Genomic DNA, 16,322 nt, shown 5'->3' with positions numbered 1-16,322 from the left:
AGGTTCGAGGTGGAAGCATGGTGACATGTGGAGCTGACGAATACTAATAGATCGAGGACTTAACCATATAATATGTAGCAAATGTTATCTAGTTTTGAAGGAATATGCCTTCAATAGTTTGGTGATGATGGCAGAGAGGTCACACCCGTTCCCATACCGAACACGGAAGTTAAGCTCTCTAGCGCCGATGGTAGTTGGGACCTTGTCCCTGTGAGAGTAGGACGTCGCCAAGCTATTTATATTGTCGCGGGGTGGAGCAGCACGGTAGCTCGTCGGGCTCATAACCCGAAGGTCGCAGGTTCAAATCCTGTCCCCGCAACCAAATGGTCCCGTGGTGTAGTGGTTAACATGCCTGCCTGTCACGCAGGAGATCGCCGGTTCGACCCCGGTCGGGACCGCCATTTCATATAAAGAAAAGAACGAAACAAGTTGTTTCGTATTTTTTTATTTGTTTTAACAAAAAACTAATAAAGACAGTCAAACTATCCTTAGGACAACTCCTAAGGACTTTTTTATATATTCAAAACCTGTATAATAAAGAGCAGAGAACATTGTGAGTAAAGTAGGTGAAGTCTGTGAGTAAATATGAAGTAACAACAAAATCTTCTGAGGAAACACAAAGGTTATCAGAAAAACTAGGTGAGCTCGTAGAGGCACAAGACGTAATTATTTTAGAAGGAGATCTTGGAGCTGGTAAGACGACTTTTACAAAGGGACTAGCAAAAGGTCTTGGAGTGAAAAGAGTTGTAAATAGTCCTACCTTTAATATCATCAAAGAATATAAAGGAAGATTACCGCTATATCATATGGACGTGTATCGCTTAGCAGAAAGTGAAGAGGACTTAGGCTTTGATGAATATTTCTACGGTGAAGGAATTACGGTAGTAGAATGGGCTCATTTAATAGAAGCATATTTACCGAATGAAAAGTTACAAATTAGTTTATTCCATGCTGGAGATGACACAAGAAAAATTATACTCGAGCCAATTGGAGATCGCTATATTAGATTATGTGAGGAGCTATTACAAGATGAAAGTACTAGCAATTGATACTTCAAATTACGTAATGGGTGTATCCCTTATTGAGGAAGAAAACGTAATTGGGGAAATCATTACAAATTTAACAAAAAACCATTCTGTACGTCTTATGCCAGCTGTAGAGAAACTGTTAAAAGAGTGTGGCGTAAAACCGAAGGAATTAACTAAAATCGTTGTAGCTGCTGGACCTGGATCCTATACAGGTGTTCGTATAGGCGTGACAGCGGCGAAAACATTAGCTTGGTCACTTCAAATACCAATTGTAGGTGTATCAAGTTTAGAGGTAGTAGCTGCAAACGGTGCTAACTTTAACGGGTTAATTTGTCCTTTATTTGATGGAAGACGTGGGCAAATTTATACTGGGTTATATACATATGAAGGAGAGCAGTTAACTTCAATAGAAGAAGACCGAATTATTCTTATTGTAGACTGGTTGCAAATGTTAAAAGATAAAGGACAGCCTGTTTTATTTATCGGTAACGATGTTAAATTGCATAAAGAAACAATTATAGAACATTTAGGTGATCAAGCTGTATTCGCTCCATTTACTAAAAATAACCCAAGACCAAGTGAGCTAGCATTCTTAGGATTACAAAAAGAAGAACAAGATGTGCATACGTTTGTTCCAAGCTATCTTCGTTTAGCTGAAGCTGAAACAAAGTGGTTAGAAAGTCAAAACAAGTAGGAGCTTGCAGAAGATGGATATGATATTTAGAAAGATGGAGCTTGATGATATTGCTCAAATTGTAGCTATTGAAGAAGCGTCTTTTTCAACTCCTTGGACTGCAGATGCCTTTCACCGTGAATTAACGATGAATGAACATGCACATTATATTGTGTTAGAAAAAGATGGTCGTGTAGTCGGGTATTGTGGATTGTGGATAATTATTGATGAATCACATATAACAAATATAGCTATTTTGCCAGAATACCGAGGTCAAAAGTTAGGAGATGCCCTATTGAAAGCAGTTATTTCTGAAGCGAAAGAACTAGGGGTAAAAACAATGACACTTGAAGTACGTGTATCAAATGAAGTAGCAAAGCAGTTATACAGAAAATACGGATTTCAAAATGGTGGGATTCGTAAACGATACTATGCAGACAATCAGGAAGATGGTCTCGTAATGTGGGTGAATATATAATGGAAAAAAATACGATTATACTTGGTATTGAAACAAGTTGTGATGAAACAGCAGTAGCAGTTGTTAAAAATGGAACGGAAATTATTGCGAATGTCGTTGCATCACAAATTGAAAGTCATAAACGTTTTGGCGGCGTTGTACCAGAGATTGCATCACGTCATCATGTAGAAGAAATTACAGTTGTGTTAGAAGAAGCTTTAAAGGAAGCAAACATCACATTTGATGATATTGATGCAATTGCTGTAACAGAAGGTCCTGGTTTAGTAGGAGCACTTCTAATTGGAGTAAATGCAGCGAAGGCAGTAGCGTTTGCACATGATATTCCGTTAGTCGGTGTTCATCATATTGCTGGTCATATTTATGCGAACCGTTTAGTAAAAGAAGTTCAATTCCCGTTATTATCACTTGTTGTATCTGGTGGGCATACAGAACTTGTTTATATGAAAGAACATGGTTCATTCGAAGTAATTGGTGAAACACGAGACGATGCAGCTGGAGAAGCATATGATAAAGTAGCTCGTACGTTATCTATGCCATATCCAGGTGGTCCTCATATTGATCGCCTTGCACATGAAGGAGAACCGACAATTGATTTGCCTCGTGCATGGCTAGAACCGGATTCGTATGATTTTAGCTTTAGTGGATTGAAATCAGCAGTTATCAACACTGTGCATAACGCAAAACAGCGCGGTATAGAAATTGCACCAGAAGATTTAGCGGCAAGTTTCCAAGAAAGTGTAATAGATGTACTTGTAACGAAAGCAGCTCGTGCAGCAGAAGCTTATAATGTAAAGCAATTACTTCTTGCTGGTGGAGTAGCTGCTAATAAAGGACTTCGTGCGCGATTAGAAGAGGAATTTGCACAAAAAGAAAACATTGAATTAATTATTCCGCCGCTATCTTTATGCACAGATAATGCAGCGATGATTGCAGCGGCAGGGACAATTGCTTATGAACAAGGTAAGCGTGCAACATTAGCCTTAAATGCAAATCCAGGATTAGATATTGAAGCATAGTTATACACATAATTAACCACAGGTTGTGGATAAAACCCATATTATCTGTTGATAATGTGGGTTTTATTGTGTATATAAAATGTTGATAACTTTTTTATTGACTGTGGATAATGTGGAAAAGTTATTTTAATGTTTATTTTATAAAGGTGGATATGTGTATAAACTTGTGGATAAATAGGTTGATGTCAGACCTTTGAATTTGTTCTTTTTCGGGAAATAAAAAGCAAGAAGATATCCCCGAAAAACATTTTGAAACATCTCCCTATTATAGAAGATGCTAATATTGTCAATCTTTGTCGTTAAATCGATATTTCGTGTCGGATTGTTAATATGTATAGGGTTACAATAGATATATTTAAAAAATCGTTAGTATATTCTAAGTTACGATAGATATATTCAAAAAATTGTTTAAGTACTAAAAAAAGATGTCACATAGTCAAAAATCCTGACTTATGAGACATCTTCCTTATTTAAATATGCTTATACATGCAGCTCTTCCCATTCTGCCATATAAGTTTCAAGTTGTTCTTGTAGCGTTTGCTTTTTAGTTGTAATTTCACTAGCTTTTTCATAATCTGCATATATTTCTGGTAAGCAAAGTTGATCTTCTAACGTAGCAATTTCTTCTTCTAATTCCACTATACTTTGTTCTAGCTCTTCAATTTTTCTAGTGCGTTGACGCTCTAGTTGTTTACGCTCTTTTTCTTCTAAATAATTTAATTTCTCTTGTGCAACCACCTTTTGAACAGGAACGTCACTTTCTTGCTGTTCAAGTTCTGCACGTTCAATCATTTCATTTTTCTTTTCAACGTAGTAATCGTAATCCCCTAAATATTCCTGTGCACCTTCTGTTGATAACTCAACCACAGTCGTTGTTACACGGTTAATAAAGTAGCGGTCATGTGAGACGAATAGAAGAGTCCCTGGGTAATCAATTAAAGCATTCTCCAAAATCTCTTTACTATTTAAATCAAGGTGGTTCGTAGGCTCATCTAGAATTAACAAATTTGACTTTTGCATCATAAGTTTTGCAAGAGCTAATCGAGCTTTTTGTCCACCACTAAGGGAAGATACTGGTTTCAGTACATCATCTCCTGTGAATAAAAAATTCCCAAGTATAGTACGGATTTCTTTTTCCGGTTGCAGTGGATATTCATCCCATAGTTCATTTAAAACCCGTTTAGAAGATGTTAAGTTTGCTTGTTCTTGATCATAATAACCAACAGATACATTTGATCCGAAAGAAACATCACCATTTAATAGTGGTAACTTATTCACAATGGATTTTAACAATGTGGATTTCCCAATTCCGTTTGGACCAACTAAAGCAACACTATCTCCGCGAGTTAAGCGCATAGTTACATGTTCAATTATAGGGTTTTCATCATAGCCGATGGTTGCATCATTTACTTGTAAAACATCATTTCCACTTTGTTTTTCAATATCGAAGTGGAATGATGCTGACTTAGAATCCCCTAATGGTCTCGTTAATAATTCCATTCTGTCTAGTTGTTTACGGCGACTTTGAGCACGTTTCGTTGTAGAAGCGCGAGCTATATTCTTTTGCACAAAGTCCTCAAGTTTTGCGATTTCATCTTGTTGTTTTTCGTAACGTTTCATTTCTTGCTCATATAATGCTGATTTTAAGTCTAAATATTTACTGTAGTTACCAACAAATCGTCTGCTTTCTTTATTCGAAATTTCATATACTTGTGTAACGAGTTTGTCTAAGAAATAACGGTCATGTGAGACGATTAATATTGCGCCAGGATAACCTTGCAAATATTGCTCAAGCCATGTTAATGTTTCGATGTCTAAATGGTTTGTAGGCTCGTCCAAAATAAGTAAGTCTGGTTTTGTTAATAATAATTTCCCGAGAGCTAATCTTGTTTTTTGCCCGCCGCTTAAAGTAGAGATCGTCGTCTGGTGCGTTTCAACTGGGAAGCCAAGGCCGCTTAAAATGGAGCGAATATCCGCTTCATATTGATATCCACCTTGATCTTTATAATTGAGTTGTAATTGGTCATAATCAGCTAACAATCTTTCATATGTAGCTTCGTTTGAAAAGTTTTCTTCTTTTCCCATTTCTTGCTCAAGCCTTCGGAGTTTTGTCTCCATTTGCTGTAAATGGGTAAAGACGGTTAGCATTTCATCCCAAATTGTTAAAGACGTTTCTAGTCCGGTATTTTGAGCTAAATATCCGATTGAGACATCTTTCGGTTTTATAATTTCGCCACCATCATGAGATAATTCACCAGCGATAATTTTTAATAATGTAGATTTACCTGCTCCATTCCTTCCAACTAATGCGATACGATCTTTTGTTTGTACTTCCAATTTTATGTTTGCAAGAATTGTTTCTGCACCGTATAATTTCGAAAGCGCGTTTACTTGTAATAAAATCAATGTTTTCACCTCAAATAATTTCTTAACTTTGCCATGTTTATATTTCTCAATCATACTAAAAATAGTGTATAGTTTAAAATAAAGAGAGAATACTTCTTCTCTTTATTATACAAGGAATTTAATGAGTGCTAAACTTCTGTATTTGATTAAAGTATATGAATAAAGATAGGAAGAGAGGAGAGGTCATATGGATCAGCAAAAGATTCCACAAGCCACTGCTAAAAGATTGCCTCTATACTATCGATTTATCCAAAACTTATCTCTTTCTGGTAAGCAGCGTGTTTCATCGGCCGAATTGAGTGAGGCAGTAAAAGTAGATTCCGCAACAATACGAAGAGATTTTTCGTATTTTGGAGCGTTAGGGAAAAAGGGATATGGATATAACGTAAATTATTTATTATCATTTTTCCGCGAAACACTTGATCAAGATGATATAACACGTGTAGCACTTATTGGAGTAGGTAATTTAGGGACCGCTTTCTTACATTATAATTTCACGAAAAACAATAATACAAAAATTGAAATGGCATTTGATGTTAGTGAAGAGAAAGTTGGAACAGAAATCGGGGGCATTCCTGTATATCATTTAGATGAATTAGAAGAGAGATTATCAAATGATATACAAGTGGCAATATTAACAGTACCGGCTACAGTAGCGCAAGCTGTAGCAGATAGATTAGCTGAAACAAGCGTGCACGGTATTTTGAATTTCACACCAGCGCGATTAAACGTATCAGAGAATATTAGAATTCATCATATTGACTTAGCTGTAGAGTTACAAACATTAGTTTACTTTTTGAAAAACTATCCACAATAAAACGCAGAGGAAGCGACCTCTGCGTTTTATTATTGTTTCTTCTTTGTGAATTTAACTAATATAAGGCGAAGTGCCAAATTAAAATCAATTGTTGCCATAACTGCAAATAGTATTGTCCACATATTCCAGATTGTATCTGTCACGTTCGTAATGGCAAAGCGTGTAAAGATACATCCAAGAAGGAAGTATAGTGCAGCCATGAACAATGGTGAGTTTCTCATACAAAAAATCCTCCGATAAAGCCTTGCATTTTTTCAGCTTCTTTAATCATTTCTTGAATTTGTTCATTGCTCATAAAAATTTGCCCAATAGCGACTAATGTATTCATCGCAACATGAGCTGCAATCGGAACGATAATACGTTTCGTCTTCACATATAAGAAGGCGAATACGAGCCCCATAGCAGTGTATACCAATAAGTGAGTAAAATCAAAATGAATTGCTGCGAATACAAGCGAACTAATGATAGCTGCAATAAAGAAGTTAAACTTCTTATAAAGCGTGCCGAATAGAATTTTTCTAAATACGATTTCTTCTAAGATAGGTCCAATTATAGATACAACAATAAGGAACCAAGGTATCGTTCTTGCGATGTCCATCAGTCTGTCTGTATTCTCAGATCCACGTGGAACCCCAAATACATACATTTCAATCATACCTGCAATGGATTGTGAGATGATTGCTAAGAAGAACCCGATGAAAATCCATCCAATAGTAGCTGGAGCAGAAGAGCGCTTTGGATCTAAATGCCTGTTACGAATATCTGTTCTAAGTAACCAAAGTACGATACATAATGCAACAAAGAAGCTAATAATTGCCCAGTGTCCCGTTATGATTTGTCCTTTTTCCTCAATGGTAAATCCTCTATTATCATAGAGTCCTGTTTTTAGGAGAAGTGGCAATCCAACAACGCCAGATAACTGCATTAAAATGTATGTAACGATAATCCACCAGTATTGTTTCTTCAAATGGTTTAACCATCCTTTCTAACTATAGTGTATGAGATAAGTTAGGATAACATGTAAATATGCTACCTACGATATAAACCTCACTTGAATTATGTTTTTTCGTAAATCCTTATTTGAAATTATAATAGAAGACAGGAGAAAGTTGTGTGTGTAGCGAAAACAACTTAGGGTGTCCTTTCATATTGTAACATACGAGCAGTGGAAACAACGATTCATATAGTAAAGGCAGTATTCTATATAGAAAGTTTATATAGTGATTTGCGAAAAAATTATGATTTTTTTACTTGCAAAAGAAATTGAGATTATTTATTATTATAAGTGTGTTAGCACTCGGATGACTTGAGTGCTAATAAAAGAAATTTACATAACAAAATGAGGAGGTTATTGTTCATGCTAAAGCCATTAGGTGATCGCGTTGTAATTGAGCTTGTTCAAGCAGAAGAAAAAACAGCAAGTGGTATCGTATTACCAGATACTGCAAAAGAAAAACCACAAGAGGGTAAAGTAGTTGCAGTAGGTACTGGTCGAGTGCTTGAGAATGGTGAGCGTGTTGCTTTAGAGGTAGCAGCAGGTGATCTTATCATCTTCTCAAAATATGCAGGTACTGAAGTGAAATATGAAGGTACAGACTACTTGATTTTACGTGAAAGTGACATTTTAGCAGTTATCGGTTAATTATATAAATCTTAAAAAATCCAAGGGGGTCAATTATTATGGCAAAAGATATTAAATTTAGTGAAGAAGCACGTCGTTCGATGCTTCGCGGTGTCGACACTCTTGCAAACGCAGTAAAAGTTACGCTTGGACCAAAAGGTCGTAACGTTGTACTTGAGAAAAAATTTGGTTCACCACTTATTACAAATGATGGTGTAACAATCGCAAAAGAAATCGAATTAGAAGATGCATTCGAAAACATGGGTGCGAAATTAGTAGCAGAAGTTGCTAGCAAAACAAATGACGTAGCTGGTGACGGAACAACAACTGCAACTGTATTAGCGCAAGCTATGATTCGTGAAGGTCTTAAAAACGTAACAGCTGGTGCTAACCCAATGGGTCTTCGTAAAGGTATCGAAAAAGCTGTTACTGCTGCAATTGAAGAATTAAAAGCGATTTCTAAACCAATCGAAGGCAAATCTTCTATCGCACAAGTAGCTGCTATTTCTGCAGCTGACGAAGAAGTAGGTCAATTAATCGCTGAAGCAATGGAGCGCGTTGGTAACGACGGCGTTATTACTTTAGAAGAGTCTAAAGGATTCACAACAGAATTAGACGTAGTAGAAGGTATGCAATTTGATCGTGGATATGCATCTCCTTACATGATTACTGATTCTGACAAAATGGAAGCAGTTCTTGATAACCCATACATCTTAATCACTGACAAAAAGATTTCTAACATTCAAGAAATCTTACCAGTATTAGAGCAAGTGGTACAACAAGGTAAACCACTTCTTATCATTGCTGAAGATGTTGAAGGCGAAGCTTTAGCTACATTAGTAGTGAACAAACTTCGTGGTACATTCAACGTAGTAGCTGTTAAAGCTCCTGGATTTGGTGACCGTCGTAAAGCAATGCTAGAAGATATCGCAATCTTAACAGGTGGCGAAGTAATCACTGAAGAATTAGGTCGTGACTTAAAATCTGCTACAGTTGAATCTTTAGGACGCGCTGGTAAAGTTGTTGTTACAAAAGAAAACACAACTGTAGTTGAAGGTGTAGGAAGCACAGAACAAATCGAAGCTCGCATCGGTCAAATCCGTGCGCAATTAGAAGAAACAACTTCTGAATTCGATCGTGAAAAATTACAAGAGCGTCTTGCTAAACTAGCAGGTGGCGTAGCAGTAATTAAAGTAGGTGCAGCAACTGAAACTGAGTTAAAAGAGCGCAAACTTCGCATTGAAGATGCACTTAACTCAACTCGTGCAGCAGTAGAAGAAGGTATCGTTGCAGGTGGTGGTACTTCACTTATGAACGTATACACAAAAGTAGCTTCTATCGTAGCTGAAGGCGACGAAGCAACAGGTATCAACATCGTACTTCGCGCACTAGAAGAGCCAGTTCGTCAAATCGCAATCAACGCTGGTCTAGAAGGATCTGTAGTTGTAGAGCGTCTAAAAGGCGAAAAAGTAGGCGTTGGTTTCAACGCAGCTACTGGCGAATGGGTTAACATGCTTGAGTCTGGTATCGTAGATCCAGCTAAAGTAACTCGTTCTGCACTTCAAAACGCAGCATCTGTTGCAGCTATGTTCTTAACAACTGAAGCTGTAGTTGCTGACAAGCCAGAACCAAATGCACCAGCAATGCCTGACATGGGCGGCATGGGCATGGGCGGTATGGGCGGAATGATGTAATTCCGTTTGTCCTAAAAAACATCCATTTCTATATAGAAATGGATGTTTTTTTATGTTTTTTAGAAAAGGAAATGAATTTCTGTAGAATTTTGTCGCTTTCTCTCTTGACCATATTGATACTTCATTGTTAGAATCTAGGAAGATAATATAAAACGATCCTTCATATATCCTCAATGATATGGTTTGAGAGTCTCTACCGGGTTACCGTAAACAACCTGACTATGAAGGCAGTGTGTCTTATATTTATAAAGAGCGGAGACTATCTTTCTTTATAAAGCCAGACCCCTGCCTTTTCTTTGTTATGAGACTAGAGGCGGAGGACTGGCTTTTTTTATTATATTGGTAATGCTTTTCGCCAAATTGGTGAAAATATTTATATACGAGAACTAACGTTGGGGTGATTATTTTGAAGAAACAACACGATACAATTATCGTTTTAGATTTTGGAAGTCAATACAATCAGTTAATAGCACGTCGAATTCGTGAGTTCGGTGTATACAGTGAACTTCATCCACATACAATTACTGCAGAAGAAATTAAAGCAATGAATCCAAAAGGGATTATTTTCTCTGGTGGACCAAATAGTGTATACGGTGAAGGTGCATTACATTGTGATGAAAAAATCTTTGAACTAGGTTTACCAATCTTCGGTATTTGTTACGGTATGCAGCTTATGACGCAACACTTCGGTGGTAAAGTAGAGCGTGCAAATCACCGTGAGTACGGAAAAGCTGTTCTTAAAGTAGAGAACGAATCAAAATTATATGCGAACCTTCCAGAAGAGCAAGTTGTATGGATGAGCCATGGCGACTTAGTAACTGGTTTACCTGAAGGATTCGTAGTAGATGCAACAAGTGAGTCTTGCCCAATTGCTGGTATGAGCAATGAAGCGAAAAACTTATACGGTGTACAATTCCACCCAGAAGTACGTCACTCTGAGCACGGTAACGATTTAATTAAAAACTTCGTATTCGGCGTATGTGGTTGTTCTGAAGGATGGAACATGGAGAACTTTATTGAAGTAGAATTAGAAAAGATTCGTGAAACTGTTGGAGACAAAAAAGTACTATGCGCACTTAGTGGCGGTGTAGACTCTTCTGTTGTAGCAGTATTAATTCATAAAGCAATTGGTGATCAATTAACATGTATTTTCGTTGACCACGGTTTACTTCGTAAAGGTGAAGCAGAAGGCGTTATGAAAACATTTAGCGAAGGCTTCCATATGAACGTTATTAAAGTGGATGCAAGAGACCGCTTCATGGACAAGTTAAAAGGTGTAGAAGATCCAGAACAAAAACGTAAAATCATCGGTAACGAATTCATTTACGTATTTGATGATGAAGCATCTAAATTACAAGGTATGGACTTCCTAGCACAAGGTACACTTTACACAGATATCGTTGAGAGTGGTACAGCAACTGCGCAAACAATTAAATCTCACCATAACGTTGGTGGACTTCCAGAAGACATGCAGTTCAAATTAATTGAGCCTTTAAACACGTTATTTAAAGATGAAGTACGTGTATTAGGATCTGAATTAGGAATTCCTGATGAAATCGTATGGCGTCAACCATTCCCAGGACCGGGTCTTGGTATTCGTGTATTAGGTGAAATCACAGAAGAGAAATTAGAAATCGTTCGTGAATCTGATGCGATTTTACGTGAAGAAATTATTAAAGCGGGCTTAGACCGTGAAATCTGGCAATACTTCACTGCGCTTCCTGGTATGCGTAGCGTAGGTGTTATGGGTGACGAGCGTACTTACGATTACACAGTAGGTATCCGTGCGGTAACATCTATCGACGGTATGACAGCTGACTGGGCACGTATCCCTTGGGACGTATTAGAGAAAATCTCTGTACGTATCGTAAACGAAGTAAAACACGTTAACCGTATCGTGTATGATGTAACGAGTAAGCCACCAGCAACTATTGAGTGGGAATAGTATTTATAAAAAGGTCCATCTATTGCTTATGCATAGGTGGATCTTTTTTGTTTTGGTGTTAATACGAACAAAACTATAAAAGTTTACAAAAACGTTCGTTTTTAAATTGACAAAACTACTTCGTCGAGTTAATATGATTATGTAATTCAAACAAAAAGTGAATATTATAGCCGTCGTATAATATCGGGGATATGGCCCGAAAGTTTCTACCTAGCTACCGTAAATGGCTTGACTACGAGGCGTTTTTATAAAGGTGAGGGGAATCTTATCTTTATTCATAGAACGCTTCCATGTATATATGCAATGGAAGCCTTTTTTGTTTCTCGGGATAAAAGAGGGCTAGGAGAAATGCGGCGAGTAATCATATAACGGGGGAAACGTAGGATGAAACGCTATTTTCAGTTTGATGAGCTCGGTACGAATTATAAGACTGAGTTCATAGCAGGGTTAACGACATTTCTATCTATGGCTTACGTACTATTTGTCAATCCTGCTACGCTGTCGCTTGGAAATGTTAAAGGGTTACCAGCAGGTACAGGGATGGATCCAGGTGCAGTATTCGTTGCTACGGCATTAGCGGCAGCGATCGGTTCGTTAATTATGGGTATTTTCGCGAAGTATCCAATTGCTTTAGCGCCAGGTATGGGAATTAACGCGTTCTTTGCTTATACAGCAGTGTTAACGATGGGGATTCCATGGCAAACAGCAATTGCCGGAACATTAATGTCAGGTATTATCTTTATTATTCTTACTGCTTCAGGTATTCGTGAAAAAATCATCAATGCAATTCCATCGGAGTTAAAGTTTGCAGTAGCAGCAGGTATCGGATTGTTCATTGCATTTCTTGGATTCCAAAATGCCGGAATTATCGTGAAAAATGATGCAGTTCTTGTTGGGTTGGGGGACTTAACAAAGGGTACAACGTTACTAGCAATCTTCGGGGTTGTTACTACGATCATCTTCATGATTAAGAAAATTAATGGTGCAGTATTTTACGGTATGATTCTTACAGCGATCTTAGGAGTAGCAACAGGATTAATTGATACTCCGAAAGCTGTGGTGGGAGCAATACCGAGTCTAGAACCAACGTTCGGCGTGGCGTTAACGCACTTCGGAGATATTTTCACAGTTCAAATGGGGATTGTTATTATAACGTTCTTCTTTATCGATTTCTTTGATACAGCAGGTACGCTTGTAGCGGTTGCAAATCAAGCAGGATTAATGAAGAACAATAAATTACCACGTGCAGGAAAAGCGTTATTTGCAGATGCGATTGCAACTGTAATTGGTGCGATTCTTGGTACATCAACAACAACGTCTTACATTGAATCGTCTGCAGGGGTAGCAGCAGGAGGACGTTCTGGATTTACAGCAGTTGTAACAGCAGGATTCTTTTTACTGGCACTATTCTTCTCGCCATTACTAAGTGTTGTAACGCCAGCTGTAACGGCGCCGGCTTTAATTATTGTAGGAATCTTGATGGTTTCTTCCTTAGGGGAAATTGATTGGAAGAAATTCGAGATTGCAGTGCCAGCATTCTTTACAATTATCTCTATGCCACTTACGTATAGTATCGCAACTGGGATTGCGATTGGATTTATCTTCTATCCAATTACAATGGTAGTGAGTGGTCGTCGTAAAGAGGTTCATCCGATTATGTATGTTATGGGAGTTTTATTCGTACTATATTTCATCTACGTTCGTAAATAAAAGGGGTTTTTTAAAGGTCTAGACTTAAGGGGAGTCTAGACCTTTTTTGCGTCTTCAGAAAATCTTAAGGATTTCCGAGCGTTTTTCTTCAGAAGTTTTCCTATAATAGAAGTTAGGGATTAAAAAAGTGATGGGGGAGATATTGTGGCACACGAAACAATACTTGTCGTAGATGATGAAAAAGAAATTCGGAATTTAATTACAATCTATTTAAAGAATGAAGGATATAAAGTATTACAAGCAGGAGACGGAGAAGAAGGATTACGTCTACTGGAAGAAAATGAAGTACATCTAGTCGTATTAGATATTATGATGCCGAAAGTGGATGGTATTCATATGTGTATGAAAGTAAGGGAAGCGAAAGAAATGCCTATTATTATGCTTTCTGCCAAAACGCAAGATATGGATAAGATTTTAGGATTAACAACAGGAGCAGATGATTATGTAACGAAGCCGTTTAATCCGTTAGAGTTAATTGCACGAATTAAATCTCAGTTACGCCGTTATATGAAAATGAATGGTTTCGCTATTCAAAATGAGGACGAGTTAGAAATTGGGGAGATGAAAATCAACATCTCGACCCATAAAGTTATTGTAGAGGGAGAAGAAGTGAAACTAACTCCGAGGGAATTTTCAATTTTAGAACTGCTAGCTAGAAATCCAGGTATGGTGTTTAGTGCGGAGCAAATTTATGAAAAGGTGTGGAACGAACGATCTTTCCAGTCTGATAATACTGTAATGGTGCATATTCGAAAAGTACGTGAAAAGATTGAGGAGAATCCAAGGAAACCTAGATATATAAAAACAGTATGGGGAGTGGGGTATAAGATTGAAAAAGATATTTAATCCGTTTACTTATATAAGGAAAATAAGAGAATTATTTGAGAAATTAGTAAAGAGCGTACGAAAGAGTATAAGGATTCAATTGATTACTACTTTTGCTGCTTGTGCGTTATTAGGAGTTTTGTCAGCGAAGGCAGCAGCGCCGTTTTTTGAGAATGCGAATCGTCAAGCAACTATTGATTATCGGGCTGGTATGGAACAAATTAATCACCAAGCTCAAGGAGCGGCAAATAGTTCGGTTCATGAAAATAAATTAGAAGCTATATCAAATATGATCGAAATGGAGAACCAAAATTTAGAGCAAGGGTCTAGAGCTTTGAAGATATTGGTTACTGATGAAAGTGGTAAAGTTTTATATAAAACAAAGCAAGCGCAAGAAGAGCAAATCGATTTGCATAATACGATTCGTAATGCAGCATCATTCGCGATTAATTATACAGATGGTAGAAATGTATTTGAAAGTACAAGAAAAGAGTTTATATCTTTTTCACCTATTACTATTGAAGGAAAGAATTTGTACATGTTTGTTAGCGGAATTCCAGAGGGAGAGGTAATATATGACACGCAAGAAGGACCATTCCCGTTTTTAATTGGTGTACTTGTATTCATTTTCTCTTTCTTCTATATAACAAAGAGAAAGATGAAGCAGATTGAAGCGATGGCACAAGGCGTAAAGGAAATAGAAAGAGGTAACTTAGCCTACCGCATTGAGAAAAAAGGTGAAGATGAGATTGCAGCTTTAACTGAGAATATTAATAATATGGCAGAAGAGCTTATGAATAATATAGAAAAGGAACGTAAATTAGAAAAGCAAAAGAATGAGCTTATCACAAATGTATCACATGATTTGCGTACACCACTTACTTCTATTATGGGTTACTTACGATTACTTCGAGATTCTAAATATGAAAATAAAGAACAACACGATGAGTATACGAGAATTGCTTTTGCAAAGTCGGAGCAGTTAAAAAATTTAATAGAAGATTTATTTGAGTATACGAAGTTAACAAATGAACAAGTTGTATTAGAAAAACAAGAAGTATGTGTAAATGAGTTGCTTGAGCAATTAATAGAAGAGTTAGTACCGCAAGCGGAAGAGCATGGACTTACGTTTGTTAAGAAGTTTCCTGAGGAACGTGCTTATGCATCGATTGATTCGGAAAAGATGGTTCGTGTATTTGATAATTTACTAATGAATGCAATTAAGTATAGTAAAGATGATGGAGAGATAAAAGTTTCTCTTCAAAGGCAGCGTAGGGATATACAAATTGTAATTGCGAATCATAGTGAAGAGTTTACAAGAGAAGAGTTAGCGAATTTGTTTGAACGTTTCTATAAGAAGGATCAATCTCGAAGTAGAGTAACGGAAGGCTCGGGACTCGGTTTAGCGATTGCGAAAAGTATTGTTGAGTTACAAGGTGGTAGTATTCGAGCGGAATATAGGGATGGCACTATTCAATTTATCGTCTCGTTACCAATTATAGAAAAATAATAAATGAATAGAATGGTATGTGATAAAAAGGCTTATTTTAAAAGAAATAAGCCTTTTTATATTTTTTATAAAAACATATTGACGATTATACTTTAGAGGTGTAATATAGAAAAAGTCGCTGATGGCAATAACGTCGCAAGCGACAAACGAAATGAAAAACTTAGTTGACATTGAAAGATGAAAATGTTAACATAAGGAAGTCGCAAATGAGCGACTAAGTAGTTCTTTGAAAACTGAACGAAACAAACAACGTGAAACGTCAATTTTTATTTTAGATGCTAGACAAACTAACTTTATTGGAGAGTTTGATCCTGGCTCAGGATGAACGCTGGCGGCGTGCCTAATACATGCAAGTCGAGCGAATGGATTAAGAGCTTGCTCTTATGAAGTTAGCGGCGGACGGGTGAGTAACACGTGGGTAACCTGCCCATAAGACTGGGATAACTCCGGGAAACCGGGGCTAATACCGGATAACATTTTGAACCACATGGTTCGAAATTGAAAGGCGGCTTCGGCTGTCACTTATGGATGGACCCGCGTCGCATTAGCTAGTTGGTGAGGTAACGGCTCACCAAGGCAACGATGCGTAGCCGACCTGA

Annotated in this window: 14 protein-coding genes, 2 tRNA genes, 2 rRNA genes and 2 riboswitches; of the genes, 15 read left to right on the top strand and 3 right to left on the bottom strand. The window is 37.4% G+C overall.

From position 1 onward, the window contains the following. The first annotated feature begins 117 nt into the window (after positions 1 to 117). The 7 genes from rrf to tsaD all read left to right on the top strand — a co-directional run bounded on the left by rrf (position 118) and on the right by tsaD (position 3,195). A 5S ribosomal RNA gene (rrf, locus tag HMAS_RS27245) occupies positions 118 to 233 on the top strand. Between the two features lie 12 nt (positions 234 to 245). After that, positions 246 to 322 (top strand) — tRNA-Met (locus tag HMAS_RS27240). 3 nt (positions 323 to 325) lie between these two features. After that, positions 326 to 401: transfer RNA gene (locus tag HMAS_RS27235), tRNA-Asp, on the top strand. Positions 402 to 575: 174 nt separating this feature from the next. Continuing rightward, a complete protein-coding gene (gene tsaE / locus HMAS_RS27230; protein WP_000049642.1) occupies positions 576 to 1,049 on the top strand; it encodes a tRNA (adenosine(37)-N6)-threonylcarbamoyltransferase complex ATPase subunit type 1 TsaE in 474 nt (157 codons plus the stop codon). Beyond that, positions 1,030 to 1,722, top strand: coding sequence for a tRNA (adenosine(37)-N6)-threonylcarbamoyltransferase complex dimerization subunit type 1 TsaB (gene tsaB / locus HMAS_RS27225; protein WP_000865740.1), 693 nt, complete (start codon positions 1,030 to 1,032; stop codon positions 1,720 to 1,722). Before tsaE ends, tsaB begins: the two co-directional genes overlap by 20 nt. A 13-nt stretch (positions 1,723 to 1,735) precedes the next feature. Continuing rightward, positions 1,736 to 2,179 carry a ribosomal protein S18-alanine N-acetyltransferase gene (gene rimI / locus HMAS_RS27220; protein ID WP_000367190.1) on the top strand — a complete coding sequence of 148 codons (444 nt, stop codon included), beginning with the start codon at positions 1,736 to 1,738 and terminating at the stop codon, positions 2,177 to 2,179. Continuing rightward, positions 2,179 to 3,195, top strand: coding sequence for a tRNA (adenosine(37)-N6)-threonylcarbamoyltransferase complex transferase subunit TsaD (tsaD, locus tag HMAS_RS27215; RefSeq protein ID WP_000414585.1), 1,017 nt, complete (start codon positions 2,179 to 2,181; stop codon positions 3,193 to 3,195). Before rimI ends, tsaD begins: the two co-directional genes overlap by 1 nt. Positions 3,196 to 3,675: 480 nt before the next feature. On the opposite strand, the gene HMAS_RS27210 is transcribed toward tsaD, so the two are convergent. After that, the gene (locus HMAS_RS27210) at positions 3,676 to 5,601 is read right to left on the bottom strand and encodes an ABC-F family ATP-binding cassette domain-containing protein (protein ID WP_216640795.1); all 1,926 of its coding nucleotides are present in this window, start codon (positions 5,599 to 5,601) and stop codon (positions 3,676 to 3,678) included. Positions 5,602 to 5,788: 187 nt separating this feature from the next. Between HMAS_RS27210 and HMAS_RS27205 the strand changes: the two genes are divergently transcribed. Beyond that, positions 5,789 to 6,418 (top strand): redox-sensing transcriptional repressor Rex, encoded by a 630-nt coding sequence (locus tag HMAS_RS27205; RefSeq protein ID WP_000372699.1) that lies wholly within the window; start codon positions 5,789 to 5,791, stop codon positions 6,416 to 6,418. A gap of 29 nt (positions 6,419 to 6,447) precedes the next feature. Here the strand turns inward: HMAS_RS27205 and HMAS_RS27200 are convergent, their stop codons facing one another. Both HMAS_RS27200 and HMAS_RS27195 read right to left on the bottom strand, forming a co-directional pair. Beyond that, positions 6,448 to 6,639, bottom strand: a complete 192-nt coding sequence (locus HMAS_RS27200) for a YdiK family protein (RefSeq protein WP_001246201.1) — start codon at positions 6,637 to 6,639, stop codon at positions 6,448 to 6,450. Continuing rightward, the gene (locus HMAS_RS27195; protein ID WP_000745329.1) at positions 6,636 to 7,385 is read right to left on the bottom strand and encodes a CPBP family intramembrane glutamic endopeptidase; all 750 of its coding nucleotides are present in this window, start codon (positions 7,383 to 7,385) and stop codon (positions 6,636 to 6,638) included. Before HMAS_RS27195 ends, HMAS_RS27200 begins: the two co-directional genes overlap by 4 nt. 390 nt (positions 7,386 to 7,775) lie before the next feature. On the opposite strand from HMAS_RS27195, the gene groES reads away from it, so the two are divergent. The 7 genes from groES to HMAS_RS27155 form a co-directional block, all read left to right on the top strand. Beyond that, the gene (gene groES / locus HMAS_RS27190; RefSeq protein ID WP_000917311.1) at positions 7,776 to 8,060 is read left to right on the top strand and encodes a co-chaperone GroES; all 285 of its coding nucleotides are present in this window, start codon (positions 7,776 to 7,778) and stop codon (positions 8,058 to 8,060) included. Between the two features lie 38 nt (positions 8,061 to 8,098). After that, positions 8,099 to 9,733 carry a chaperonin GroEL gene (gene groL, locus HMAS_RS27185; RefSeq protein ID WP_044307015.1) on the top strand — a complete coding sequence of 545 codons (1,635 nt, stop codon included), beginning with the start codon at positions 8,099 to 8,101 and terminating at the stop codon, positions 9,731 to 9,733. A 140-nt stretch (positions 9,734 to 9,873) separates the two neighbouring features. After that, positions 9,874 to 9,975, top strand: a riboswitch (purine riboswitch). 164 nt (positions 9,976 to 10,139) lie between these two features. After that, positions 10,140 to 11,678, top strand: coding sequence for a glutamine-hydrolyzing GMP synthase (guaA, locus tag HMAS_RS27180; protein ID WP_000743909.1), 1,539 nt, complete (start codon positions 10,140 to 10,142; stop codon positions 11,676 to 11,678). Positions 11,679 to 11,830: 152 nt separating this feature from the next. Then, positions 11,831 to 11,933, top strand: a riboswitch (purine riboswitch). A 129-nt stretch (positions 11,934 to 12,062) separates the two neighbouring features. Beyond that, positions 12,063 to 13,388, top strand: a complete 1,326-nt coding sequence (locus HMAS_RS27175) for an NCS2 family permease (RefSeq protein WP_000833082.1) — start codon at positions 12,063 to 12,065, stop codon at positions 13,386 to 13,388. A gap of 144 nt (positions 13,389 to 13,532) precedes the next feature. Next, positions 13,533 to 14,234: a response regulator transcription factor gene (locus tag HMAS_RS27170; RefSeq protein WP_000929885.1), complete on the top strand. Its 702-nt coding sequence runs from the start codon at positions 13,533 to 13,535 to the stop codon at positions 14,232 to 14,234. After that, on the top strand, positions 14,218 to 15,723 hold the full coding sequence (gene ampS / locus HMAS_RS27165; RefSeq protein ID WP_000719205.1) for an aminopeptidase AmpS: 1,506 nt from the start codon (positions 14,218 to 14,220) through the stop codon (positions 15,721 to 15,723). The genes HMAS_RS27170 and ampS overlap by 17 nt, the downstream gene beginning before the upstream one ends. Positions 15,724 to 16,016: 293 nt before the next feature. Further along, positions 16,017 to 16,322, top strand: a 16S ribosomal RNA gene (locus HMAS_RS27155); the annotation flags it as partial.

This window comes from Bacillus sp. HMA207 (assembly GCF_003402455.1).
Classification (GTDB): domain Bacteria; phylum Bacillota; class Bacilli; order Bacillales; family Bacillaceae_G; genus Bacillus_A; species Bacillus_A cereus.
Note: the sequence above shows the minus strand (reverse complement) of the source record. Positions and strands in the feature narration are given on the sequence as shown.

Excerpts from the sequence above, each read along its gene's own strand:
- groL (WP_044307015.1), top strand. The coding sequence starts at position 8,099 with ATGGCAAAAGATATTAAATTTAGTGAAGAAGCACGTCGTTCGATGCTT.
- HMAS_RS27175 (WP_000833082.1), top strand. The coding sequence starts at position 12,063 with ATGAAACGCTATTTTCAGTTTGATGAGCTCGGTACGAATTATAAGACT.
- tsaD (WP_000414585.1), top strand. The coding sequence starts at position 2,179 with ATGGAAAAAAATACGATTATACTTGGTATTGAAACAAGTTGTGATGAA.
- tsaB (WP_000865740.1), top strand. The coding sequence starts at position 1,030 with ATGAAAGTACTAGCAATTGATACTTCAAATTACGTAATGGGTGTATCC.
- rimI (WP_000367190.1), top strand. The coding sequence starts at position 1,736 with ATGGATATGATATTTAGAAAGATGGAGCTTGATGATATTGCTCAAATT.
- HMAS_RS27205 (WP_000372699.1), top strand. The coding sequence starts at position 5,789 with ATGGATCAGCAAAAGATTCCACAAGCCACTGCTAAAAGATTGCCTCTA.
- HMAS_RS27200 (WP_001246201.1), bottom strand. The coding sequence starts at position 6,639 with ATGAGAAACTCACCATTGTTCATGGCTGCACTATACTTCCTTCTTGGA.
- groES (WP_000917311.1), top strand. The coding sequence starts at position 7,776 with ATGCTAAAGCCATTAGGTGATCGCGTTGTAATTGAGCTTGTTCAAGCA.